We start from the raw sequence: 24,068 nt of genomic DNA on the forward strand, positions 1-24,068 counted from the left end.
TCGTTGGGCCTCGATAAAGGCAAACCTTACTTGCTGTGCTTGGCGAAGTACTCTTGCGCCTTTTTTAGGATTTCGTTCTCCAGCTCTTTTCGTTCAAGCAGCTTCTTCAGTCGAGCATTTTCACGCTCCAGATCCTGCAAGCTTTTTTCTGGTCCGGTGTTTTCAACTGCTTTATCAGATGCTTTTTTGGCCATGATCCACTCTCTACGCCAGCGCTGTAATTGGGATGGATGAACACCAAGTTTGTCAGCAAACTGAGCTTGTGTCTTGGTGGTAGACAGCGAGGCCTCGACGGCCTCACGTTTGAATGTGTCGCTAAAGCGACGGCGGGGTTTGTATTTCATAACACCTTCTCATTAAATGAAGGTGTCTACTTTTCTCGGGCCAGTCCAACAGGCCTTTTTCACTCTTCACTCTTCACTCTTCACTGTTCACTGTTCACCCTTCACTTTTTTTGAACTTCAATCCCTGGCCGGTCGCCATTCACCGTTACGCACCAGCTCGTCAGTCACCTTGTTCACCGCCTTTTCGGTACGGGCAACGATATCGTCAATGTCGTCCGGAGTGACCACCAGCGGCGGGGCAAAGCCCAGAATATCGCCGTGGGGCATGGCCCGTGCAATCAGCCCCTGCTCCAGGCAGGCGGCAGCAATGCGCGGGCCTACCTTGAGGGCAGGATCCAGCGGCGTACGCTTGGCCGGATCGGCAGAAAACTCCAGTGCCGCCAGCAGGCCTATGCCGCGGCAGTCACCCACCAGCGGATGATGAGCAAAGGCCGCCTGCATGCGCTGCTGCAGGTGAGCACCGGTCGTTTCGGCGTTGCCTACCAGGTTTTCCCGCTCAATAATATCCAGGTTGCACAATGCCGCCGCTGCCCCCATGGGATGACCGGAATAGGTATAGCCATGGCCGATAGCGCCCCAGTCGTCGGTGCCCCGCTCCAGGGTCTGCCAGACTCTGTCTCCCACTATCACGCCGGACAGCGGCTGATAGGCCGAGGTCAGGCCCTTGGCAATGGTCATCAGATCCGGCTGCATATCGTAATAAATGGAGCCAAACTCGGCCCCCAGCCGGCCAAAGCCGCACACTACTTCATCGGCAATCAGCAGTACTTCATATTTGTCGAGTACTTTGCGAATTTCGGCCCAGTAGCCCGCCGGCGGCGGCACTATGCCACCGGTACCCAGCACCGGCTCGGCAATCATGGCGGCCACCGTATCCGGCCCTTCCGCCAGAATTTTGGCTTCCAGCTGCTCGGCACACCAGCGGGAAAAGTCCTGCTCGCTCATGGCACTGTCTTCACGACGGTAGTAACAGGGGGCCACCGTGTGATGAATGCGCTCCAGCGGCAAGTCAAAGTGAGCATGAAACAGCGGCAGGCCGGTGAGCGAGCCGGATGCGATGGTAGAGCCATGATAACCCCGCTCCCGGGAGATGATTTTTTTCTTCTGTGGCCGGCCCAGCACGTTGTTGTAGTACCACACCAGTTTGATCTGGGTTTCGTTGGCATCACTGCCCGACAGACCGTAATACACCTTGCTCATGCCGGCGGGGGCCTTGTCGAGAATACGGCTGGACAGCTCAATCAGTGCCTCGCTGCTGTGGCCCACATAGGTGTGGTAATAAGCCAGCTTTTTGGCCTGCTCATAAAGAGCCTCGGCCATTTCCATGCGGCCATAGCCGATATTGACGCAATAGAGGCCGGCAAAGGCGTCAATGAGCTCAATGCCTTCTGAGTCTTTAATGCGAATGCCTTCGGCACCGGTAATAATGCGTCCGCCCATTTCGCCCCGGGCATACTGGCCAAGAGGAGTGGAGGCGTGAAAAATGGTATTGCGATCGGTTTCAAGCCACTGTTTGGTGTTGATGGTCATGATAAACCTCCTTCAAAAATACGCGATTAAAGCCCGCCCAGGCAGGCGTATTTTATGTTGCTGAAATCATCAAAGCCGTGGCGGCTGCCTTCCCGGCCCAGGCCCGAATGTTTAACGCCGCCAAAGGGAATGCTGTGGCCGGTCATTTTTACCGAGTTCACTGCCACCATGCCGAACTCAAGCCCTTGCAATAGTGGCCAGATCAGCCGTTGGTCATGGCCAAATATGTAGGCGGCCAGGCCATATTCAGTGTCGTTGGCCAGGGCCAGCACCTCGTCTGTATTTGAATAAGGCAGTACGGCGGCGACCGGACAGAAGGTTTCTTCGCGAAACACCCGCATGGCAGGCGTTACATCCGCCAGCAGCACCGGCATAAAAAAGTTTTCACCGGGCACGGCCTGCTGGCTGCCCGCAAACAGCCGGGCACCCTTGGCCAGCGCATCGTCCACCAGACGTTGGGCATTATCCGCAGCCTTACGGTGGATAAGCGGCCCCATGGTGGTGCCGGCGGTGAGGCCGTTACCCACCCGAATGCGCGCCATTTCGCCGGCAAAGGCATCGAGAAACTCTTCATACTGGCTTTGGGGCACCAGAATGCGGTTGGCGGCCAGGCAATCCTGACCGGCGGTCTGAAACTTGGCGGCCACGGCCGCTTTGGCGGCTTCCTGTATATCCATATCGGGCAGCACAATAAAGGGCGCATTGCCGCCCAGCTCCATGGCGCATTTCTTTACGGTGCCGGCGCAGGCTTGCAGCAGTTGCTTGCCCACCCCGGTAGAGCCGGTAAACGACAGCGCCCGCACCCGGTTGTCGGCGCACAGAGCATCGCCCAGCGTCTTGCCCGGGCCGGTGAGCACATTCATAACCCCGGGGGCAAAGCCGGCCCGCTCTGCCAGCTCTGCCAGCGCCAGGGCTGAAAAAGGTGTTTCTTTGGCAGGCTTAATCACCACAGTGCAGCCAATGGCCAGAGCGGCCGCGGCCTTGCGGGTGATCATGGCATGAGGAAAGTTCCAGGGCGTGATCAGCGCCGCTACCCCTGCGGGCTCGCGCAGGGTAAGTAGCTGTGCGCCGGCAATATGACCGGGAATGGTGTCGCCATAGGCGCGCCGGCATTCTTCGGCAAACCAGCGAATAAAAGAAGCGCCATAATCAATTTCGCCTCTGGCATCCTGCAGGGGCTTGCCCTGCTCCAGCACCATCAGGGTGGCCAGATCTTCCTTGTGCTCCAGGATCAGGTCATGCCAGCGCAGCAGAAGGGCGGCTCTTTCATCGGCCATCAGGCCGGCCCAGGGGCCAAAGGCGGCCTGAGCGGCATCCACTGCCTGAGTGGCATGCCCGGCGTCAAGCTCGGGCACATGACCAATCACATCTCCGGTGGCCGGGTTGAACACCGGCAGGTCACTCTGGCTGTGCACCCACTGGCCGTTAATGTAGGCCAGCTCCCGCACCAGACGCGGGTCTTGCAGGTAGGGCATAAGGGCATCGGTCACTTTGCCGTTGGGCATAAGGCGTTCCATGGCGGTCATAAGCGATCTCCTGCATGGGTCGGGTTTTTACTGATGTGTTCAGTCTAGGCGGCAGGCGCTGGCTGTTTTTTTGGTAATGGCGGCAACGGCATTGTGTTTTTTTTGAAAGTGCCGAAAAAACACCGGCTTTTTTTGCCGGTGTATTTCGGCTTGCACCTTGGCCCTAACTTTGGATAATTCGCTCTTCATTGCTCGCCGGAGAAACAAAATGACAGAACACAAGCCCGCTCAGACCGAAGAAGAGCTGCGCCAACGTAAAATTCGCAGCTTTGTGCGCCGGGAAGGCCGCCTGACCAAGGGGCAGGAAAAAGCCATGGCAGAGCAATGGCCGGTGATGGGCATTGAATTCAGTGGTGAGCTGCTGAACCTGGACACGGTATTTGGCCGCACCGCCCCGCGAGTGCTGGAAATTGGCTTTGGCATGGGCGGATCCCTGGTGGAAATGGCCGCAGCGGCACCGGAGCAGGACTTTATCGGGATTGAAGTGCATACGCCGGGTGTGGGTGCCTGTTTAATGGGCGCGGCGGAAGCCGGTCTGACCAATCTGCGGGTGATGTGCCACGATGCGGTGGAAGTATTTGAACAAATGCTGCCCGAGCAGAGCCTGGACAGAGTGCAGCTGTTTTTCCCGGATCCCTGGCACAAAAAACGTCATCACAAACGCCGCATAGTACGCCCCGAGTTTGTGGAAATGGTTCGCAGCAAGCTGAAAATCGGCGGTGAATTCCACATGGCCACCGACTGGGAAAACTACGCCGAACATATGCTGGAAGTGATGCAGGCCGCGCCGGGTTATACCAATGCTGCTGCTTCCGGCGACTATATGCCGCGCCCCGATTACCGCCCGCTGACCAAGTTTGAACAGCGCGGCCACCGACTGGGCCATGGCGTCTGGGATCTGATTTTTACCCGTACGTCATAACGCAAGGTTATTCCTGCGCTCAAGTAACAGGGTCGGCATTGCCGGCCCTGTTTCGTTATGTAAGCAGTTCTGTGTTGCACTTTTCTTCTATATGGCGATTTTTTGCTTAATTTCTGATATTTCATCGCAATAATATCATTTTAATACTAACGAACAGTTCAAACAGGTCCTCTTTTTGTGTTTAATATGCTGCGTCAGTTTTAGACGCACTTATTAACTTTAATTAAAAACGCACGGAAGAGCGCATAATGAATCCCCTCGCAGGAAAATTTCCCTTCGCCCTGGCAGGCATACTGCTGTTGTCTGGCTGTACCACGGCTTATCAGAAAAACAAATTCGGTGATTTTGACCAGGCGCTGGCTGAAGGCCGCAGTCTCGATGCGCTTGCCATTGCCGAGCAGCACTCAGGTCTGGATGACACAGGCAGGGCCGATGACCTGTTATGGTCACTGCAGGCAGCCAGCCTGATGCGCCAGGAGAAAATATACGCCCGCTCCAACAGCCTGTTTGATCAGGCCGAGCACGGCATGAAGGATGAAGATACCAAGCATGTGCTGATGCAGGGCGTTGAGCTTGCCGGCTCCATGCTGGTGAATGACAGCATTACCAGTTATACCCAGACCCAGTATGACGGCGTCATGCTCAATACCTATAAAGCCCTTAACTTTATGGCACAGGGCGACTATGCCAATGCCCGTATTGAGTGGAACCGCACTGAAGACCGGCAACGCCGTGCCGCGGAACATTTCGCCGCCAAAATTGCAGCACAGAAAGAAGAGCTGGCCGAGGAAGAAGAAAAAGTCGATAAGGAAAACGTAAATCGCACGCTGGAAGCGGCCGATCCGTTACTGGCCCAGCAGGGCGTTGACTTGTCTGAGTGGCAGGCCTACGACGGTTATGTAAACCCCTTTGCCACTTATATGCATGGACTGTATTTCATGCTCAAGGCTCAGGACAAGAGTGATTACAGCAAGGCTCATGACAGTTTCAAGCGAGTATATGGACTGACCAAGCACGCCGATGTGAAAACCGACATGAACATGGCCAATGCGCTGCGCCGTGGTCAGTCGATGGAGCGCCAGAAACCCACTGTGTGGGTGTTGTTTGAAAACGGTCTGGGCAGCAAAAAAGAAGAGTTCCGCATTGATTTGCCGCTGTTTGTGCTCACCTCCAATGTCAGTTACAGCGGTATTGCCTTGCCTAAGCTGGTAGACCGTGAGCCGGCTTTCAGCAATCTGCAGATGGGCCCGGTAAAAACCCGCCCTCTGGCCAGCATGGACCGCATTATTCAGGCCGAGTTTAAAACCGAGTTTCCCTACATTCTGAGCCGCGAAGTCATTCGCGCCACCCTTAAAACCGTGGCCCAGAAACAGCTGCAGGATCAAAACCAGCTGCTGGGTCTGGCCGCCGGCCTGACTCAGGCCGCCACAACCGGGGCTGATATTCGCGACTGGAGTGCACTGCCCAAAGAGTGGCAGCTGGCGCGGGTGCAGCGTCCGTCGAACGGTAAGCTGAATATTAAGGTTGCGGAGCTGGATCAGCCGCTGAATGTCACCCTGGATCCTGAAAGCCGCTTTCACCTGGTGTATGTAAAGGCAACCTCGCCCATGCAGACTCCCCAGGTTGAAGTGATGAATCTGTAAAAGCAAATACAAGAGAGAGCACAATGAAAAAGCAAATGTCCGCCGTGATCCTGATGGCTGCCCTGTCTGGCTGTGCCACTACGGCCCATTATGTTAACCCGGGTGAAGACCAGACAGTAGTGATGGGCCTGGATTATAAAGACTTTGAGAAGGCGGCGTCTCAGGCGGTGGATGACATGGTTGCCAGCCCGCTGCTGGTACACCCCAAGGCATCTCAGGGCGGCCGCTATGTCATGGCGGTCTCTTCCATGATCAACGATACCACTCAGCGTATTGATACCGATCAGCTGACCAAGAAAATCCGGGTCAGCCTGCTGCAAAGCGGCAAATTCATTACCACCACGGCCATCGGTCTGAACGGGCCGGAAGACGCCATGACCCAGCAGGTGCGTGAGCTGCGCAAATCCTCCATGGTCAAACGCAGCACCGTAAAGGGCAACAATGCGGTGATTGCCCCCGACTTCAGCCTGAGCGGCAAAATCATTCAGCGTAATAACCGGGTGGATCGCCGTACTCAGCAGTCCGACTACTACTTCCAGCTGACCCTGACCAATCTGGAAAACGGCCTGGCCTACTGGGAAGGCGAATACCCCATCATCAAGCGCGGTGACAGCCGCACTGTTACCTGGTAATGGCACGGGGCCTGATGGCCCCGTTGTTTTTAGGGATAAATGAATGAAACAACAGTATCTTGCGGCCTGTTTGCTGCTGGCCATGATTCCTGCCGCACACGCTCAGAATGAGCCTGCTCCGGCCAATGCACCGGCACCGGTTACGGCACCGCCACCGGCTGCAGAAGTGGTGGATGAGCCGGCGGCTCCGGCGCAGACCGAGCTGGAAATTGTAAAATCTGCCGAGCGTGGCATTGATAACGCCCACCTGTACGTGCAGGAGCAGGCCGACAAATATGTGCGCGAGCGTAAAGCAGCCTATCAGCGTCAGGGCCGTGGCCAGGAAGTATTCCTGCAATATGGCGTAGCTGATGTCAGCCGTGCACCTACCTCACCGGACTGGGCTGATGCCCGCAATATTGCTTATCTGCAGGCGCAAACCAAGGCGCGGGAAGCCTTAATCAAAGAGCTCTATATTGATATTTCGTCCGAGGTCATGCGGGAAGCATTTAAAACCAGCAAAGAGCCGGAGTTTACGCCTGAAGAATTGCAGCAAAGCAGCAAACTGGAAGCCATGTTCGACAAGGTGGTGGCGGTAGCCGATGCGTCACTGAGCCAAAAGTTGGTAGAGCTGGGCGTGGATCCTCAGGAATATAATGCTGCGCCTCCGTCCAAGCGCAAGCTGATGATGCGCAAGGCCATCAGCCGCACTGTGGGGACTCGCTCACGGGGTGAAATCAGCGGTGCCATGATCATCCGCACGTTTGAAATTACCGACGACAACGGTAATACGGCCGTGGCGGCGGTGTTGTCTACCTCCAATAAAATGAAAAATGTGCTGGCTTCTTTGCAGCAGAGCAAAGGTCATGTACAAGCCGAGCCGGAAAAGCGCGGCATTAATCTGGACCAGTTTCTTGAGTCCAACAAAGCCAACCTGATGTATGAATACGGCGTCAAGTTGCTGCATGACGAGCAGGGTTATCCCATGCTGGTGTCGTTTGGCATGGCCGGCAACGACTGTAACCCGGTGGATTATGAAGAGTGCAATGACAACCGGGATTTTGCCTTTATTGAAGCCGAACAAGCCGCTTATGCCCATATTTCTGAAGCCTACAACCTCTATGGCACTGTCAGTGCCGAAGTCACCACGGGCCAGAGTCGTGAAGAAAATGCAACGCTGACCAAAACGGACGAAGGCGAAGAAACCGTAGATGAGCTGACCACCAAGCTGCTCAAGGAAACCCGGCAAATGTCGCGCATGAGCTCATCAGTGAAAGGCCTGGTGGGGCTGCAGGTGGCCAAGCGCTGGACCCACAAGCATCCTACTTCAGACCGTGAAATCAATGGTGTAGTGGTGGCCTGGCATCCTCAGAAAGAGCAGGCCATGCGCACTTTCAAGGCCGGCAAGGTGCCGGGGCAGAAAGGCGCGGCAGGCTATCAGGGCGGCAGCAATCAGGGAGCCAGCCTGGACATGATGGATGTGTCGGACTTCTGAGGGTGATGTGATGAAAAAGTGGTTACTGGCAGCCTTGCTGCCTTTATTATTTTTGTCTGGAATGGCTCAGGCAAATGTGACGCCGGTACAGGTCACCGGCCATGGTGTTACCGAGCAGCTGGCGGTAGAAAATGCGCTGATAGAAGCGGTGCGTCAGGTCAATGGCGTAGATATCAACAGCTCACAGCAGGTTGAGCAGCTGCTGCATAAGAAAAATGGCGAAACCGAAAGCCTGACTCACACTCAGCGTGACGGCCGCATGGCCGCCAAGGGCATGGTAGACAGCTATCAGATGCTGTCGCAGCACTGTGATGAAACCGGCTGCCGGGTAGAGCTGCACGTTAATGTGCTGCGCTACAAGCCAGCAGGCATGTCTGCCGACAGCCGGCGCAAGCTGGCGGTGCTGCCGTTCAAAGGCCGCCATGGAGCCACCTTCAGCCGTGAGCTGCAGGATCTGTATACCCAAAGCCGCCGTTTTGCGGTGCTGGACAGAGAGCAGGATCAGGCTTATCAGCAAGAACGTCAGCTGTGGGAAAGTGATGATACGGCGCTGACCGAAAAAGCACGCATGGGGCAGGTGCTGGGGCTGGACTATATGCTGGTGGGCAAGGTTGAAAATGCCAGCACCCGGCGCTGGTCCGAGACGGTGGCCATGACCGGCGAGGTAAACCATTATGCCCGCAGTGCGCTCAAGGTGCGCTATCAGATTATTGAAGTGCCCACGCGGCAGGTGAAATGGTCCGATACCGTGAGTCTGAGTGCCAGCAACGGTAATCTGAATGGTCTGATTAATCAGGCGGTTAACAAAATTTTCCAGGAGTCGATGGATAATATCTATCCGCTGCGGGTGATCAGCGTCACCGGAGACCGGATTATTATTAATCAGGGTGGTAAAACCCTGAAATCCGGCAGCTACTTTACGGTATACAGCCTGGGTGAAAAACTGGTGGATCCTTACACCGGCGAAGTGCTGGGGCAGGATGAAGCGGCCATTGGTAAAATTCGCATTACCACGGTCAAGCCCAAAATGGCCTATGCCACTCTGGTGGAAGGAGAAGCCAGCCTGGTGGAGAAAGGCCAGATAGTGCGTCCGGCCAAGGCCCCGGCCCGTAAGCCGGCACCGCGCCAGCGCACCACCAGTGCCCCGGCCAAACAGAATACGCAAACTGCTGAAGGCGGCGGCGTTATTCTGTAATGGCCTGAGCCTGTGTCAGGTAGTATTGATGCAGCTGCTGCACTTCTTTCAACAGCCCCGCCTGGTCGGGGCTGTTGTTGTTGATAATATCGTCGGCGGCGGCCAGCCGTTGTTCACGGCTGGCCTGAGCGGCCATAATGGCGCGAATTTGTGCTTCATTGGCGTTATCCCGCTTTACCGTGCGCGCAAGCTGAGTCTCGGGGCTGACATCCACCACCAATACCCGGTGGCACAGGCTGGTAAGCTGGTTTTCTACCAGCAGGGGTACCACCAGCAGGCAGTAAGGGGACGTGCTGGCGGCACAGGCGGCCACCATGCGCTCGCGAATAACCGGGTGCAGCAGGGCATTGAGCCACTCCTTTTCCTGCGGGTTGTCAAACACCCGGGCCCGCAGGGCGCGCCTGTCCAGTTCGCCATTCCCGGCAAGGATACCGGCACCAAAATGATGGGCAATGGCGGCCAGTGCCGGCTCGCCGGGGGCCACCACCTCGCGGGCGATAATATCCGCATCAATAATGTCTGCGCCCAGCCCGGCAAACAGGCTGGCTACTGTGCTTTTTCCGCTGCCAATACCGCCGGTCAGGCCAATTACATAAGTCACAGCGCAATACTCCAGTACAGGTCCACCACTTCCGTCCCCCACATCAGATAACACCAGCTCCCCAGTGCCAGCGCCGGACCAAAGGGTAGCACGCGATCTTCATTCAGGCGACGCAATGCCATCAGGCCGAGGCCCAGCACGGCACCGGTAAAGGACGCCAGCAACAGCACCGGCAGCAGACTTTGCCAGCCAAACCAGGCACCAATGGCAGCCAGCAGTTTGAAGTCACCATAGCCCATGCCTTCCTTGCCGGTGGCCAGTTTAAACAGCCAGAACAGGCTCCATAAAATACCGTAACCGGCCGCAGCGCCAATCACCGCCGACGGCAGGGATACAAACAGTTCGCCCACATTCAGCAGCAGGCCCAGCCACAGCAGCGGCAGGGTCAGGTTATCGGGCAGCAGCAGGTGATCGAGATCAATCAGGGTCATGCACAGCAGCACCCAGCTGAACACCAGCGCCGCCACCAGTTGCGCTCCGGGCCCGAAGCGCCACAGCACCAGCCCTGCCAGCAGGGCCGAGGTCAGCTCTACCAGCGGATAACGTTTGGCTACAGGCGCGCGGCAATAGCGGCACCGGCCTTTCAGCCACAGCCAGCTGAGCAGGGGAATATTATCTCTGGCCGCCAGCGGGTGTTCGCAGTGCGGGCAGCGCGAGCGGGGCATACACAGATTAAAGGGAGCCTGCTCCACCACCGGCTGTTCATTTAATGCGGCGCATTCCTGCTGCCACTCTCGCTGCATCATCAGCGGCAGCCGGTGAATCACCACATTAAGAAAGCTGCCCACCAGCAGGCCGAGCAGGGGGATCACAATATAAAGCAGATAAGTATGGTCGAGCAGTTGGGTCATGAGGTTTCCAGTATCATTATTTTCTCTCGGCTTTTACCCGACTTATCGTTGCAAATTGCCTGAGCGAACGCAGTGCGAAGCGACAGCGCGGTTACTCTCCGCCGGCACGCTTCAGGCCCATCCATGGGGCGCTCAGTAAATGCCATCCCTGGCATTTGATGGCCGGCTCCGGTAATCCACGCTGCCGTTTCGTGATGTTGCAGAGCTGTCTGCAGAATACTGACAGTCAACTCGGTGCCTGACAAGGAGGGGTTCACGGCGTGTCGGCGAAGTAGTGCCCTTTGTCCGACGAACTCGTATGGCCCAACAGGCAAGTTGAATTCAGCGTATCACACTGCCCAGGTTAAAGATGGGAAGATACATGGCAATGACCAGAGCGCCAACCAGAATGCCCAGCACCACCATAATCAAAGGTTCAATCAGACTCGACAGCCCGTCTACGGCATCGTCCACTTCACGCTCATAAATGGTGGCCACTTTGTGCATCATGGTGTCAATGGCTCCCGATTCTTCACCAATCATTACCATCTGCACCACCATATCCGGAAACAACCGGGTAGTGCGCATGGCCAGATTAATCTGCATACCGGCAATAACCTCATCACGCATCTTCATCACCGCCCGCCGGTACACCACATTGCCAGAGGCACCGGCGGCCGACACCAGCCCTTCGACCAGCGGAATGCCGGCGGTAAAAGTGGTGGCCAGCGTGCGGGCAAAACGAGACAGGGCTGCCTTATGCAAAATGGTGCCCACAACGGGCAGGCGCAGCAAAAAGCGGTCTGTCATATTGCGCACTTTTTGTGAACGCCGCCAGGCCTGAATATACAGCAAAATACCCACAATGACGCCGGTTACTATATAAAGCCAATACTGCTGTAACCAGCGCGACAGGCTGATCACCATTTGTGTAAACAGGGGCAGGGGAGCGCCAAAACCGGCAAATATATCTTCAAACTGGGGAATAACAAACAGCAGTAAAATTGCCGTGACGGCCATGGCCACCAGCACAATCAGGGCGGGATAAAACAGGGCCTTGCGAATTTTGGATTTGATGGTTTCGGCTTTTTCCCGGTACACAGCAATACGATCAAAAATATGCTCAAGTGCCCCGGTCTGCTCACCGGAATGCACCAGATCGCAATAAAGAGTATCAAAGTAATGCGGATATTTTCTTAATACCTCAGAAAGCGGTGTGCCGCCTTCCACGTTTGCAGCCAGCGCGCTGGCCAGCTCCCGCAGTGCCGGCTTTCCCGAAGAACGGGCAATAATCTGCAGTGTCTGCACCAGAGGCACGCCGGCTTCCAGCATGGTGGCAATCTGGCGGGTAACAATGGCAATATCGGCAGCCTTGATAATGTTGCTGTAACGCGCCAGCATCCCCTGCCGCTGACGTTTAATTTTAAGCGTGTTTACGCCCTGGCGTTGCAGTTCACGGCGGGCCGATCTGACATCGGTTGCCTGCAGCAGACCTGTTGTTTTCCGGCCCTGACGATTAATGCCTTCCCACTTATACGAGTACACTCGGAATGCGTTGGTGTCGGCCATGTTCAGCTCCCCGTGAACGGCATTATCCGGTAATTCTGTTTACCTCAGCCAGACTGATCAGCCCCTGGCCTGCCTTGGCCAGCGCCGAGTGGCGTAATGAGATCATCCCCTCCTGCTGTGCCGCCCGTGCAATGGCAAGGGCACCGGCATTGTTCATAATCAGCTCAGCCAGCTGCTCACTCATGGTCATGATTTCATAAACCCCGGTGCGCCCTTTATAGCCATCTGTACACTGGTCGCAGCCTGTGGCGCGATAAAGTGTGATGCCACTGGCCTGCTGTGCAGGCGTAAAGCCAAGCTGGCTCAGTTGCCCGGGGGACAGCTGTTCCGGCTCCCGGCAATGAACACAGAGTTTACGGGCCAGGCGCTGGGCAATAATCAGGCTGATGGATGAAGCAATATTGTAAGCGGGCAGCCCCATATGGCTGAGGCGGGTCAGGGTCTCTGCCGCCGAGTTGGTATGCAGCGTAGAAAGCACCAGATGACCGGTTTGTGCTGCCTTCACAGCAATTTCAGCGGTTTCCAGATCACGAATTTCGCCCACCATAATAATATCGGGGTCCTGCCGTAGAAATGCCCGCAATGCATAGGCAAAGCTCAATCCGACTTTGGGATTAATTTGTACCTGATTGATACCCGGCAGATTAATTTCAATAGGGTCTTCGGCAGTAGAAATATTGGCAGTGACCTGATTGAGAATACTCAGGCCGGTATACAGTGTCACGGTTTTGCCCGAGCCGGTGGGCCCGGTGACCAGTATCATGCCCTGAGGGCGCTGTAATGCCTGCAGATATAAGGTTTTCTGCGCGTCAGTCAGCCCCAGCTGCTCAATGCCAAGGCGGGTGGCAGCGCTGTCGAGCAGACGAATGACGACCTTTTCTCCCCATTGGGTGGGCAGTGTGTTCACTCGCATGTCGACGGATTTTGAGCCGGACAAGTGCAGTTTGATACGGCCATCCTGAGGCAAGCGCCGCTCTGCGATATCGAGCTTTGCCATTACCTTGAGCCGGGCAGCCAGGCGCGCCGCCAGCTGCACCGGCGGCGATGCCACTTCGTGCAGTATGCCGTCAATGCGAAAGCGAATACGAAAAAAACGTTCATAGGGCTCAAAGTGCAGATCGGACGCTTCCTTGCGTACCGCATTGATCATGATGTTGTTGATATAGCGCACAATGGGCGCGTCATCATCGGCGCTGATCCTGTCCTTTTCCTGCCAGGCGTTTTGTTCATCCTGTTCAAGGGCGGCAATATCATCATCAAGGGTATGTTCAAACTCCAGCCCGGCACCATGTTGCTGCTGCAGCTGCTGTAGTAATGCCTGCAGCTTGCCTTCTTCTACCAGCAGGGCATCGGTGACCAGATTAAAGCGAAAGCTGAAGTCTTCCAGTGCACCTATATTGGTGGGGTCAGACATGGCCAGGTAAAGGACTTTGTCTTCCAGCAGCACCGGAATGGCATGGTGATGCTCTATCAGATCCATGCTCAGATATTCAGGTGCAATCTGCTTGATATCGAAATCATGCAGATTGCTCAGCGGCAGCATAAACTCACGCTCACAAAAGCGCGCCAGCTCCTCGGAAGACAGCCACTGCTTTTCTACCAGCACCGAGCCCAGCGGCCTGCCTTCTTTTCTGGCCTGCTCCTGTACCAGCTCCAGCTCTTCGGCAGACAGCAGGGCCGCCGCCACCAGGCTTCTGGCAAGGCCGCTGCTGGAGGGAGAAGTGAAGGTGCTCATAGGGTTAGCACAAGCCATTGACAATGCACGTAGAGTTTGACTCTGGCTGTTCCCAAGTGATTCGGTTGTTACTTACTGTTCCACTCATAATGAAGTTGGAGCCATTAAGGCCACCATTATTTGTTGCTGTAGCGGTAATGGTTAAAGTTCCATCGGAAGGATTAGCAACTACAACGCTATCCACCAATTTAGTTTGTACGTTGTTTGTTCCAGCTGCTGCATTTCCCAACGTAACACAGTCTGCTTGTGTTCTTCCTGACTGAATACATACTTCAACAGCTGTTTTTGCTGCCCCGGTGGCGGCAATCACTTCGGTAAATTTGGCGCGCTGAGTGTAGGTCTGGTAAGCGGGCAGTGCCACTGCCGCCAGAATGGCAACAATGGCAACCACTATCATCAGTTCAATCAGGGTAAAGCCGGACTGAGGGCAGCTTGGTTTATGGTTCATCATGACTTCTTCCTTGAAACGCCTGACAAACGGGTATCTGTTTTGTTTTACCCGTCTTATATCTATAGCAAGCGTTAGCGGGTTTGCCCAATCGGCAAACCCGGCATCATGATGGCAGTGCTCAGGTCACGGGATCAGTTTTCAACCCGCAGTGACAGGTCCAGCGCCCGCACATGCTTGGTGAGGGCACCTACAGAAATAAAGTCCACGCCGGTGGCAGCGTAGTCGGCGATGGTCTGCAGGGTCACATTGCCCGACACTTCCAGTCTGGCGCGGCCGGCGGTGCTGGCCACGGCGGTGCGCATATCGGGCACGCTGAAGTTGTCGAGCATGATAATGTCGGCACCGGCATCCAGTGCCAGTTTAAGCTCCGCCAGAGACTCCACTTCCACTTCTACCGGTTTTTCCGGCTGCAGGCGGCGGGCTTCAGCCACTGCCTTGTCGATGCCGCCACAGGCAAAGATGTGGTTTTCTTTGATAAGGTAAGCGTCATACAGGCCCATGCGGTGATTATGGCCGCCGCCGCAGGTTACCGCATATTTCAGCGCCCGGCGCAGGCCGGGCAGGGTTTTGCGGGTGTCGAGCAGGCGGCAGTGAGTGCCGGCCAGTTTGTCGACATAGCGTCTGGTTTCGCTAGCCACGCCAGACAGGGTCTGAATAAAGTTGAGCGCAGTGCGCTCACCGGTAAGAATGGCACGGGCCGGCCCGGTCAGGGTCAGCAGCCGCTGGCCGGCGGTCACGGTGTCACCGTCTTTTACCAGCCAGTGTAACTCCACTTGCCCGCCGAGTTGGGTAAAGGTTTCTTCGGCAAAGTCCCGGCCGCAGAACACACCGTCTTCACGGGTAATCAGGTGCGCGGTAACCTGCTGGCTCTCTGGCAGCAGCATGGCGGTAATATCCTGCACAGGATCCGTGCTGCCACCCAGATCCTCGGTGAGGGCGGCAGTTACATTTAAGCGGATTTCGTTGGCCAGGGTGGAGTTGGGCATTGAGTCTACCTTTGTCACAAGTTCACAATTGTACTGAAAATGCCGGAATCACTGCTCCGGCCCGGAATAGGTAATGGTCATTTGTAAGCCCCGCTGTATCAGCTCAAAGCGGCGCAGGGCGTTCATGCCAAGCAGTATTTCCTCACTCTGGCTGGGCATAATGACGGCGCTCAGATCGTACAGGGTGAAGGGCCCCAGCGACAACGATTTAATATGAGTGCGGTAACCGGTGACCTGACCAGCCGCTGTGCCCAGCGTCAGTGGTGCGCCTACCGGCAACTCCAGCCGTGCAGCCACGGCCCGGGGCACGGCCATCTGAGTGGCACCGGTATCCAGCAAAAACACCACCGGCTGGTTATTTACTGCCCCGCTGGCCACATAATGGCCATAACGGTTTTGCTCCAGCACCATGCTGTTGGCGCTGAGTATCTGCACCTGCTGATTGGGATTGTGTTGCCGGTCAAGCAGGTGGCTGAAATACCAGGTAAGCATCAATAACCCAAGTGCCCATACCAGAATCCACATAATGCGCCCGGCACGGCGCACCGGATCTGACGATTGTCCCATATCGGCTCCTTGGCAAAGTTTGCCGTTACCCTGTTAGTATACGTCCGCCCGAATACAGTGAACGGACCCTCTATGTCTTTTACCCTGGAGCATGGCTGGCTCAGTCCGGCCCGTTATTGTGAGTCTCCTCATCAGGATGACCGCCCTGATAATGATATTTCCCTGCTGGTGGTGCATTGCATCAGCCTGCCACCGGGGCGTTTTGGTGATCATTACATAGATGACCTTTTTATGGGCCGTCTTGATGCAAATATGCATCCTTATTTTGAGGCTGTTCATCAGCTGCGGGTGTCAGCCCATTGCCTTATTCGCCGCGACGGTGAACTGGTGCAGTATGTGCCGTTTCATAAACGGGCCTGGCATGCGGGACTGTCGAGTTTTGACGGCCGTGACAAGTGTAATGATTTTTCCATTGGCATTGAGCTGGAAGGCACCGATACCGGTGACTATACCGAGGCCCAGTATCAGCAACTGGCCGCGGTTACCCAAATACTGATGCAACATTACCCCGCCATCACGCCCGGCCGCATTACCGGCCACAGCGACATTGCCCCCGGCCGCAAAACCGACCCCGGCCCCGGCTTTGACTGGAAACGCTTTCGCGCCCTGCTCTGAGACCTCATCTCACGAAGCACCAGCGCGGTTGCGCTCCGCCGACACGCTTCAAGTACTTCCATGTAGCGCTCGAAAATGCCATCCATGGCATTTAATGGTCGGCTCTGGCAATCCCCACTGCTGCTTCGGGCAACATCGGCGTTGCCTGCTACACCACTAACCCCCAGTCCCTAATCCCCATTCCCCGGTTTTCGGTTGGTCTGACCATTACCAATATTCTTGTGTTTTCCCGGGGCTGGTCTAGTTTTATGAGCCGGCCCAAAAAATTACCGCGCGCAAATGGTCTTTTGTATGCAATGATCACAAAAACCATGGACAATTCTTGCCTGCTCTGATACCTTTTTTTAACAGTGTTAATTGGTATTACCAATTTTTAAAGCAGAGTGAATGGCCTACCAGCGAATCAAACAACCCAAACTTGCCGAAACTATCGCCACCAAACTGGAGCAGATGATAGTGGAAGGCAGCCTGAAGCCGGGTCAGCGGTTGCCGCCCGAGCGTGAGCTGGCCGAGCAGTTTGCGGTGTCGCGCCCGTCTGTGCGCGAAGCGATTCAGCACCTTGAAGTGCGCGGTCTGGTATCCCGCCGGCAGGGCGGGGGCACCTACGTACAAAATGCCCTCACCAAAGGCTTGGCGGATCCCTTGTTTCAGCTGCTGGCGGAACATCCGGAATCTCAGTATGACCTGCTGGAGTTTCGTCACACCATGGAAGGCATCTCTGCCTTCTACGCCGCCATGCGCGGCACTGAAACCGATTTTGATGCCATTCGTGCGGCCCAGCAGGCCATTATTACCGCTCAGGAGCAGGGCGACCTGGCTGGTGAAGCCAAGCATGCCGCCGAATTCTATCTGGCGGTGGCGGCCGCGGCTCACAACGTGGTGCTGCTGCACCTGCTGAGAGCCATTCAGCCCATGCTGGAGTCCAGCATTCTGCGCAACATTCAGATTCTTAACCGGCGAGCCGGCATGGTGGAGCAGATCCGCAAACATCGCGCCAATCTGATCCAGACCATACTGTCTCGCGAGCCGGAAAAGGCCAGGGACGCTTGTCATGAGCACCTGGCCTTTATTGAAGAAACCCTGTTCGAGATCCAGCGTGAAGAAAGCCGCATTCAGCGTTCTCTGCGCCGGACCCGGCAACAGGAATAATAATGCCTTCGGCAGCGACGAAACCCATGGGCATCAGCCCCAAACGAGATAGGAAACAGCCATGTCTGATATCCTGAAAAATGATGTGGATTCAATAGAGACTCAAGAGTGGCTTGACGCCCTGGAGTCTTTGATCCGTCAAGAAGGACCTGAGCGCGCTCAGTACATTTACGAGCGCCTGACCACCAAAGCCATCAAGCATGGTGTAGCCGTGGCCCGCAACGCTCACTCAGATTACGTCAACAGCATCAGCACCGACGAAGAGCCTGAGTACCCGGGCAACTGGGATCTGGAACGGCGGATCCGCGCCATCATCCGCTGGAACTCAGTCATGATTGTACTGCGTGGCTCCAAGAAAGATCTGGACCTGGGTGGTCACATGTCTTCTTTCGCTTCCAGTGCCACCATGTACGAAGTGGCGTTTAACCACTTCTACCGTGGTCGTAACGAGAAAGACGGCGGCGATCTGGTGTTCTTTCAAGGGCACATCTCTCCCGGTATCTACGCTCGCGCCTTTGCCGAAGGCCGTCTGACCGAAGCCCAGCTCGACATGTTCCGTCAGGAAGTAGACGGCAAGGGTATTCCGTCTTACCCGCATCCCAAGCTGATGCCGGACTTCTGGCAGTTCCCGACCGTGTCCATGGGTCTGGGTCCGATCAACGCCATCTATCAGGCCCGCTTCCTCAAGTACCTGACCGACCGTGGCCTGAAAGACTGCTCCGAGCAGCGCGTATACGCCTACCTGGGCGACGGCGAGATGGACGAGCCGGAATCCAAGGGTGCCATTACCATTGCCGCCCGTGAGAAGCTGGACAACCTGTGCTTCGTTATCAACTGTAACCTTCAGCGCCTCGACGGCCCTGTGGTGGGTAACGGCAAAATCATCAACGAACTGGACGGCCTGTTCACCGGTGCCGGCTGGAACGTGGTCAAGGTTATCTGGGGCCGTCGCTGGGACGACCTGCTGGCCAAAGACACCTCCGGCAAACTGGTTCAGCTGATGAACGAGACTCTGGACGGTGACTACCAGACCTTCAAGTCCAAAGACGGTGCCTATGTGCGTGAGCACTTCTTCGGTAAATATCCCGAAACCGCCGCCCTGGTAAAAGACTGGACCGACGAAGAAATCTTTGCCCTGAACCGTGGCGGTCACGATCCTGCCAAGATGTTCGCTGCGTACAAGAACGCCGCCGACACCAAAGGCAAGCCCACCGTTATTCTGGCCAAGACCATCAAGGGTTACGGCATGGGCGATTCTGCCGAAGGCAAGAACATCGCGCACCAGGTCAAGAAAATGGACATGTCTTCGCTCAAGCACATGCGTGACCGCTTCAACATTGAAGTGAGCGATGAAGACCTGCCCAACCTGCCTTACCTGAAAATTGAAGAAGGCAGCCGCGAATATGAATACCTGCATGCCCGTCGTCAGAGCCTGAAAGGCTATGTGCCGACCCGCCTGCCCGAAACCACCGTCAAGCTGGACATTCCGGCACTGGAAGACTTCCAGCCGCTGCTGGAAGAGCAGAAGCGTGAAATCTCCACCACCATGGCGTTTGTGCGTTCTCTGAACATCATGCTGAAGAACAAGTCCATCGGCAAACGCATTGTGCCCATTCTGGCCGACGAAGCCCGTACCTTTGGTATGGAAGGTCTGTTCCGTCAGATTGGCATCTATAACACTCATGGTCAGAACTACACGCCGCAGGACCGTGAGCAGGTTGCCTACTACAAGGAAGACAAGCAGGGTCAGGTACTGCAGGAAGGTATCAACGAGCTGGGTGCCATGTCTTCATGGCTGGCCGCTGCCACCTCCTACAGCACCAACGACTGCCCCATGATTCCGTTCTACATCTACTACTCGATGTTCGGTTTCCAGCGGGTGGGTGACCTGTGCTGGGCGGCTGGCGACCAGCAGGCCCGCGGCTTCCTGATTGGCGGTACCTCCGGTCGTACCACCCTGAACGGTGAAGGTCTGCAGCACGAAGACGGCCACAGCCACATTCAGGCTGGCGTGATCCCCAACTGTATCACCTACGATCCGACCTACGCTTATGAAGTAGCGGTAATCGTGCAGGACGGTCTGCGTCGCATGTACGGCGACAACCCCGAGAACGTGTACTACTACCTGACCACGCTGAACGAGAACTACCATCAGCCGGCTATGCCGGAAGGTGCCGAGGAAGGCATCCGCAAGGGTATCTACAAGCTCGACACCGTGGAAGGCAAGAACGGCAAGGTTCAGCTGATGGGCTCCGGCTCCATCCTGGTTGGCGTGCGTGAAGCCGCTCAAATCCTGGCCGACGAGTACGGCATCGGCTCCGATGTATACAGTGTGACCTCCTTCAACGAACTGACCCGTGAAGGTCAGGACGTGGAGCGCTGGAACATGCTGCACCCGACCGAAGAGGCCCGCGTGCCTTACATCGCTCAGGTGATGGGTTCCGAGCCGGCCATTGCTGCCACCGACTACATGAAGAACTACGCCGAACAGGTGCGTGCCTTTATGCCGTCTGCCAGCTACAAGGTGCTGGGCACCGATGGTTTCGGTCGTTCCGACAGCCGTGACAACCTGCGTCGTCACTTTGAAGTGAACAAGCACTATGTTGTGATTGCCGCGCTGACCGAGCTGGCCAAGCAGGGCACCATCGACAAGAAAGTGGTTGCCGACGCCATCGCCAAGTACGGCATCGACGCCGACAAGATCAACCCGCTGTACGCATAAGGGGTAACACATGTCTAAAGATATTCTGGTGCCGGATATCGGTGCCGATGAGGTTGAAGTCACCGAGATCCTGGTTGCCGTGGGCGACAAGGTTGAGGAAGAACAATCTCTGATCACCGTGGAAGGCGACAAGGCCTCCATGGAAGTTCCTGCCCCCGCCGCCGGCGTGGTCAAGGAAATCAAGATTGCCGTTGGCGACAAGGTCAACACTGGCTCACTGATTATGGTTTTTGAAGCAGAGGGCGGCGCTGCCGCCCCGGCTGCTGCAGAAGAAGCCCCCAAGGCTGACGCTGCTGCACCGGCCGCTGCCAGCGCGCAGAAAGACGTAAACGTACCGGACATCGGCGGTGATGAAGTAGAAGTCACCGAAATTGCCGTGGCCGTAGGCGACACGGTTGAGGAAGAGCAGACCCTGATCACCGTGGAAGGCGACAAGGCTTCCATGGAAGTACCTGCGCCCTTTGCCGGCAAGGTTGTTGAGATCAAGACTGCCGTAGGCGACAAGGTTAACACCGGCTCTCTGATCATGGTCTTTGAAGTGGCTGGTGCCGCACCGGCGGGTGAAGCTGCGCCGGCTGCTGCTGCGCCAGCTGAAGCTGCCCCTGCTGCGGCCCCGGCCGCTGCTGCTGCCAAAGACGTGAACGTGCCCGATATCGGCGGTGACGAAGTAGAAGTGACCGAAGTGATGGTGGCCGTGGGCGACAAGGTAGAAGCCGATCAGTCCATTCTGACCGTGGAAGGCGACAAGGCCTCCATGGAAGTGCCCGCGCCGTTCGCCGGTGTGGTCAAGGAAATCAAGGTAGCCACCGGTGACAAGGTGAACACCGGCTCGCTGGTAATGGTGTTTGAGGCGGCAGCCGCTGCTGTGGAAGGTGCCGCCCCGGCTGCTGCTGCTCCGGCCGCAGCGCCGAAAGCACAAGCACCTAAAGCCGAAGCACCGAAGGCGGCTGCCCCGGCCGCTGCTGCCGCACCTGCCAAGGGCGAGTTCGTTGAGAACAACGCCTACGTGCACGCCACCCCGGTAGTACGCCGTCTGGCCCGCGAGTTTGGTGTGGATCTGTCCAAGGTATCCGCCACCGGCCCGAAACAGCGCATTCTGAAAGAAGACGTACAAAACTACGTTAAATCCATTATCAAGCAGGTTTCCGGTCAGCCCGCGGGCGTGGCCGTGGCCGGCAGTGGTATGGAAGTGCTGGCCTGGCCCAAGGTCGACTTTGCCAAGTTCGGTGAAGTGGAAGAAGTGGCCCTGACCCGCATTCAGAAGATCTCCGGCCCCAACCTGCACCGTAACTGGGTGAAAATTCCCCACGTTACTCAGTTTGACGAGACTGATATCACCGAGCTGGAAGAATTCCGCAAGAGCGAAAACGCCATTGCCGAGAAACAGAAGCTGGGTTACAAGATCTCCCCGCTGATCTTCATCATGAAGGCCGCCGCCAAGGCGCTGGAAGCCTTCCCCAAGTTCTGCTCTTCTCTCTCCGAAGACGGCCAGAGCCTGGTGATGAAGAAGTACGTGCACATCGGTGTGGCGGTAGATACTCCCAACGGTCTGGTGGTGCCGGTTGTTCGTGATGTGAACAAGAAAGGCATTCGCGAGCTGGCCATCGAGCTGGGCGAAATCTCCAAGAAAGCCCGTGCCGGCAAGCTGACCGCGGCCGACATGCAGGGCGGTTGCTTCACCATTTCGTCGCTGGGCGGCATTGGTGGCACCCAGTTCACGCCTATCGTGAACGCCCCTGAAGTGGCCATTCTGGGTGTGTCCAAGTCCGGCATCAAGCCGGTATGGAACGGCAAGGAGTTTGAACCCCGCCTGATCCAGCCGCTGGCGCTGTCTTACGACCACAGAGTGATTGACGGTGCCGACGGTGCCCGTTTCATCACCATGCTGAGTGGTGTGCTGAGCGACCTTCGCCGCCTGGCCCTTTAATGTGACAAGGCAGGCATAAGCCTGCCTTTTTACTTTCTTTTTGATAACAGAACAGTAAACTTTTCCCCGTTTGTAATGTAGTGGCCGTCTTGAGTCTGGTTCTCCTGTCGCCACTGCCTGAACAGGGCTAAAAATCATAATAGAGGTCACCATGAGTCAAGAAGTCAAAGCTCAGGTTGTGGTTCTGGGCGCGGGCCCTGCCGGCTATTCCGCCGCTTTCCGTGCCGCCGATCTGGGCCTGGAAACCGTAATCGTTGAGCGTTACTCCACTCTGGGCGGTGTTTGCCTGAACGTGGGCTGTATTCCCTCCAAGGCACTGCTGCACATCGCCAAAGTGATTGAAGAATCCAAGATCATGGCCAGCCACGGTGTGACCTTTGGTGAGCCGCAGATCGATCTGGACAAGGTGCGCGCGCACAAGGAAAAAGTCATCGGTCAGCTCACTCAGGGGCTGGGCGGCATGGCCAAGATGCGTAAGGTCAAGGTGGTGAACGGTGTGGCCAAGTTCACCGGTGCCAACACCCTGGTGGTGGAAGGCGAGGGTGGCAACACCACGGTTAACTTCGACAACGCCATCATTGCTGCCGGCTCCCGTCCGATCAAACTGCCGTTTATTCCCCATGACGATCCGCGCGTGTGGGACTCTACCGATGCGCTCGAGCTGAAAGAAGTGCCCGAGAAGCTGCTGGTGATGGGTGGCGGTATCATCGGTCTGGAAATGGGTACCGTGTACCATTCCCTGGGCTCCAAGATCGACGTGGTTGAAATGTTCGACCAGGTGATCCCGGCTGCCGACAAGGACATCATCAGGATCTTCACCAAGCAGGTGAAGAGCAAGTTCAACCTGATGCTGGAAACCAAGGTGACCGCCGTTGAAGCCAAAGACGATGGCATTCACGTCACCATGGAAGACAAGAAAGGCCAGACCGTTACCAACGTGTACGACGCCGTGCTGGTGGCCATTGGCCGCGCGCCCAACGGCAAGTCGCTGGACGCTGAAAAAGCCGGTGTTAACGTGGATGAGCGTGGCTTCATCAACGTCGACAAGCAGATGCGCACCAATGTGCCGCACATCTACGCCATCGGCGACATAGTGGGTCAGCCCATGCTGGCGCACAAGGGTGTGCACGAAGGTCACGTGGCCGCCGAAGTGATTGCCGGCATGAAGCACTACTTCGATCCGAAAGTGATCCCGTCCATCGCCTACACCGAGCCGGAAGTGGCATGGGTGGGTGTGACCGAGAAGGAAGCCAAGGAACAAGGCCTGAACTTTGAAGTGGCTTCTTTCCCCTGGGCGGCGTCCGGCCGCGCCATTGCGTCCGACTCTTCCTACGGCATGACCAAGCTGATCTTCGACAAGGACACTCACCGTGTTCTGGGTGGTGCCACCATTGGTACCAACGCCGGCGAACTGCTGGGCGAGATTGGTCTGGCCATTGAAATGGGTGCCGACGCCGAAGACATCGCGCTGACCATTCACGCTCACCCGACTCTGCACGAGTCCGTGGGCATGGCTGCCGAAGTGTTCGAAGGCTCCATCACCGATATGCCGAACCCCAAGGCCAAGAAGAAGAAGTAATTCTTTTTGCCTCGGCAATAAAAATCCCCGGCCAACTGGCCGGGGATTTTTTTAGGGACCAGGGAATTGGG

At 56.4% G+C, this 24,068-nt stretch carries 20 protein-coding genes; 10 read left to right on the forward strand and 10 right to left on the reverse strand.

The window, feature by feature from the left end; translation table 11 throughout:
- Positions 1-26 precede the first annotated feature (26 nt).
- From R0I78_RS04280 to R0I78_RS04290, 3 genes are all read right to left on the reverse strand, one after another.
- On the reverse strand, positions 27-344 hold the full coding sequence (locus R0I78_RS04280; protein WP_317074437.1) for a transposase: 318 nt from the start codon (positions 342-344) through the stop codon (positions 27-29).
- Between the two features lie 117 nt (positions 345-461).
- Complete coding sequence (locus tag R0I78_RS04285) at positions 462-1,874, reverse strand: aminotransferase (RefSeq protein WP_317074438.1); 1,413 nt, start codon at positions 1,872-1,874, stop codon at positions 462-464.
- Positions 1,875-1,900: 26 nt separating this feature from the next.
- Positions 1,901-3,400 carry an NAD-dependent succinate-semialdehyde dehydrogenase gene (locus R0I78_RS04290; protein WP_317074439.1) on the reverse strand — a complete coding sequence of 500 codons (1,500 nt, stop codon included), beginning with the start codon at positions 3,398-3,400 and terminating at the stop codon, positions 1,901-1,903.
- Positions 3,401-3,608: 208 nt separating this feature from the next.
- On the opposite strand from R0I78_RS04290, the gene trmB reads away from it, so the two are divergent.
- The 5 genes from trmB to R0I78_RS04315 all read left to right on the forward strand — a co-directional run bounded on the left by trmB (position 3,609) and on the right by R0I78_RS04315 (position 9,266).
- Positions 3,609-4,322, forward strand: a complete 714-nt coding sequence (gene trmB, locus R0I78_RS04295) for a tRNA (guanosine(46)-N7)-methyltransferase TrmB (RefSeq protein WP_317074440.1) — start codon at positions 3,609-3,611, stop codon at positions 4,320-4,322.
- A 248-nt stretch (positions 4,323-4,570) separates the two neighbouring features.
- Positions 4,571-5,965 carry a hypothetical protein gene (locus R0I78_RS04300; protein WP_317074441.1) on the forward strand — a complete coding sequence of 465 codons (1,395 nt, stop codon included), beginning with the start codon at positions 4,571-4,573 and terminating at the stop codon, positions 5,963-5,965.
- Positions 5,966-5,988: 23 nt separating this feature from the next.
- A complete protein-coding gene (gene lpoB / locus R0I78_RS04305) occupies positions 5,989-6,597 on the forward strand; it encodes a penicillin-binding protein activator LpoB (RefSeq protein WP_019933125.1) in 609 nt (202 codons plus the stop codon).
- A gap of 43 nt (positions 6,598-6,640) precedes the next feature.
- Complete coding sequence (locus R0I78_RS04310) at positions 6,641-8,071, forward strand: DUF6844 domain-containing protein (protein ID WP_317074442.1); 1,431 nt, start codon at positions 6,641-6,643, stop codon at positions 8,069-8,071.
- 10 nt (positions 8,072-8,081) lie between these two features.
- Complete coding sequence (locus R0I78_RS04315; protein WP_317074443.1) at positions 8,082-9,266, forward strand: CsgG/HfaB family protein; 1,185 nt, start codon at positions 8,082-8,084, stop codon at positions 9,264-9,266.
- On the opposite strand, the gene coaE is transcribed toward R0I78_RS04315, so the two are convergent.
- The 7 genes from coaE to R0I78_RS04350 form a co-directional block, all read right to left on the reverse strand.
- Entirely contained in the window at positions 9,256-9,867 is a 612-nt protein-coding gene (coaE, locus tag R0I78_RS04320; protein ID WP_317074444.1) for a dephospho-CoA kinase, read from the reverse strand. The genes R0I78_RS04315 and coaE overlap by 11 nt on opposite strands.
- Entirely contained in the window at positions 9,864-10,718 is an 855-nt protein-coding gene (locus R0I78_RS04325) for an A24 family peptidase (protein ID WP_317074445.1), read from the reverse strand. Before R0I78_RS04325 ends, coaE begins: the two co-directional genes overlap by 4 nt.
- A 321-nt stretch (positions 10,719-11,039) precedes the next feature.
- Positions 11,040-12,266, reverse strand: coding sequence for a type II secretion system F family protein (locus R0I78_RS04330; protein ID WP_317074446.1), 1,227 nt, complete (start codon positions 12,264-12,266; stop codon positions 11,040-11,042).
- 22 nt (positions 12,267-12,288) lie between these two features.
- Positions 12,289-14,001: a type IV-A pilus assembly ATPase PilB gene (gene pilB, locus R0I78_RS04335; RefSeq protein WP_317074447.1), complete on the reverse strand. Its 1,713-nt coding sequence runs from the start codon at positions 13,999-14,001 to the stop codon at positions 12,289-12,291.
- 4 nt (positions 14,002-14,005) lie between these two features.
- The gene (locus R0I78_RS04340; protein ID WP_410506567.1) at positions 14,006-14,452 is read right to left on the reverse strand and encodes a pilin; all 447 of its coding nucleotides are present in this window, start codon (positions 14,450-14,452) and stop codon (positions 14,006-14,008) included.
- A gap of 131 nt (positions 14,453-14,583) precedes the next feature.
- Complete coding sequence (gene nadC, locus R0I78_RS04345; protein WP_317074448.1) at positions 14,584-15,438, reverse strand: carboxylating nicotinate-nucleotide diphosphorylase; 855 nt, start codon at positions 15,436-15,438, stop codon at positions 14,584-14,586.
- A gap of 48 nt (positions 15,439-15,486) precedes the next feature.
- A complete protein-coding gene (locus R0I78_RS04350; protein ID WP_317074449.1) occupies positions 15,487-16,005 on the reverse strand; it encodes a retropepsin-like aspartic protease in 519 nt (172 codons plus the stop codon).
- 72 nt (positions 16,006-16,077) lie between these two features.
- Here R0I78_RS04350 and ampD point away from each other — a divergent pair, with 72 nt between their 5' ends.
- From ampD to lpdA, 5 genes are all read left to right on the forward strand, one after another.
- Complete coding sequence (gene ampD / locus R0I78_RS04355; RefSeq protein WP_317074450.1) at positions 16,078-16,620, forward strand: 1,6-anhydro-N-acetylmuramyl-L-alanine amidase AmpD; 543 nt, start codon at positions 16,078-16,080, stop codon at positions 16,618-16,620.
- 387 nt (positions 16,621-17,007) lie between these two features.
- The gene (gene pdhR / locus R0I78_RS04360; protein ID WP_019933138.1) at positions 17,008-17,769 is read left to right on the forward strand and encodes a pyruvate dehydrogenase complex transcriptional repressor PdhR; all 762 of its coding nucleotides are present in this window, start codon (positions 17,008-17,010) and stop codon (positions 17,767-17,769) included.
- 61 nt (positions 17,770-17,830) lie between these two features.
- Complete coding sequence (aceE, locus tag R0I78_RS04365; RefSeq protein WP_317074451.1) at positions 17,831-20,491, forward strand: pyruvate dehydrogenase (acetyl-transferring), homodimeric type; 2,661 nt, start codon at positions 17,831-17,833, stop codon at positions 20,489-20,491.
- A gap of 10 nt (positions 20,492-20,501) precedes the next feature.
- On the forward strand, positions 20,502-22,418 hold the full coding sequence (gene aceF / locus R0I78_RS04370; protein ID WP_317074452.1) for a pyruvate dehydrogenase complex dihydrolipoyllysine-residue acetyltransferase: 1,917 nt from the start codon (positions 20,502-20,504) through the stop codon (positions 22,416-22,418).
- 151 nt (positions 22,419-22,569) lie between these two features.
- Positions 22,570-23,997, forward strand: a complete 1,428-nt coding sequence (lpdA, locus tag R0I78_RS04375) for a dihydrolipoyl dehydrogenase (protein WP_317074453.1) — start codon at positions 22,570-22,572, stop codon at positions 23,995-23,997.
- Positions 23,998-24,068 lie beyond the last annotated feature (71 nt).

The sequence above is a fragment of the Oceanimonas sp. CAM02 genome (assembly GCF_032842915.1).
GTDB lineage: Bacteria > Pseudomonadota > Gammaproteobacteria > Enterobacterales > Aeromonadaceae > Oceanimonas > Oceanimonas smirnovii.

Coding starts and splice junctions, on each gene's coding strand:
- R0I78_RS04280 (WP_317074437.1), bottom strand. CDS start 344: ATGAAATACAAACCCCGCCGTCGCTTTAGCGACACATTCAAACGTGAG.
- R0I78_RS04285 (WP_317074438.1), bottom strand. CDS start 1,874: ATGACCATCAACACCAAACAGTGGCTTGAAACCGATCGCAATACCATT.
- R0I78_RS04290 (WP_317074439.1), bottom strand. CDS start 3,400: ATGACCGCCATGGAACGCCTTATGCCCAACGGCAAAGTGACCGATGCC.
- trmB (WP_317074440.1), top strand. CDS start 3,609: ATGACAGAACACAAGCCCGCTCAGACCGAAGAAGAGCTGCGCCAACGT.
- R0I78_RS04300 (WP_317074441.1), top strand. CDS start 4,571: ATGAATCCCCTCGCAGGAAAATTTCCCTTCGCCCTGGCAGGCATACTG.
- lpoB (WP_019933125.1), top strand. CDS start 5,989: ATGAAAAAGCAAATGTCCGCCGTGATCCTGATGGCTGCCCTGTCTGGC.
- R0I78_RS04310 (WP_317074442.1), top strand. CDS start 6,641: ATGAAACAACAGTATCTTGCGGCCTGTTTGCTGCTGGCCATGATTCCT.
- R0I78_RS04315 (WP_317074443.1), top strand. CDS start 8,082: ATGAAAAAGTGGTTACTGGCAGCCTTGCTGCCTTTATTATTTTTGTCT.
- R0I78_RS04325 (WP_317074445.1), bottom strand. CDS start 10,718: ATGACCCAACTGCTCGACCATACTTATCTGCTTTATATTGTGATCCCC.
- R0I78_RS04330 (WP_317074446.1), bottom strand. CDS start 12,266: ATGGCCGACACCAACGCATTCCGAGTGTACTCGTATAAGTGGGAAGGC.
- pilB (WP_317074447.1), bottom strand. CDS start 14,001: ATGAGCACCTTCACTTCTCCCTCCAGCAGCGGCCTTGCCAGAAGCCTG.
- R0I78_RS04340 (WP_410506567.1), bottom strand. CDS start 14,452: ATGATGAACCATAAACCAAGCTGCCCTCAGTCCGGCTTTACCCTGATT.
- nadC (WP_317074448.1), bottom strand. CDS start 15,438: ATGCCCAACTCCACCCTGGCCAACGAAATCCGCTTAAATGTAACTGCC.
- R0I78_RS04350 (WP_317074449.1), bottom strand. CDS start 16,005: ATGGGACAATCGTCAGATCCGGTGCGCCGTGCCGGGCGCATTATGTGG.
- ampD (WP_317074450.1), top strand. CDS start 16,078: ATGTCTTTTACCCTGGAGCATGGCTGGCTCAGTCCGGCCCGTTATTGT.
- pdhR (WP_019933138.1), top strand. CDS start 17,008: ATGGCCTACCAGCGAATCAAACAACCCAAACTTGCCGAAACTATCGCC.
- aceE (WP_317074451.1), top strand. CDS start 17,831: ATGTCTGATATCCTGAAAAATGATGTGGATTCAATAGAGACTCAAGAG.
- aceF (WP_317074452.1), top strand. CDS start 20,502: ATGTCTAAAGATATTCTGGTGCCGGATATCGGTGCCGATGAGGTTGAA.
- lpdA (WP_317074453.1), top strand. CDS start 22,570: ATGAGTCAAGAAGTCAAAGCTCAGGTTGTGGTTCTGGGCGCGGGCCCT.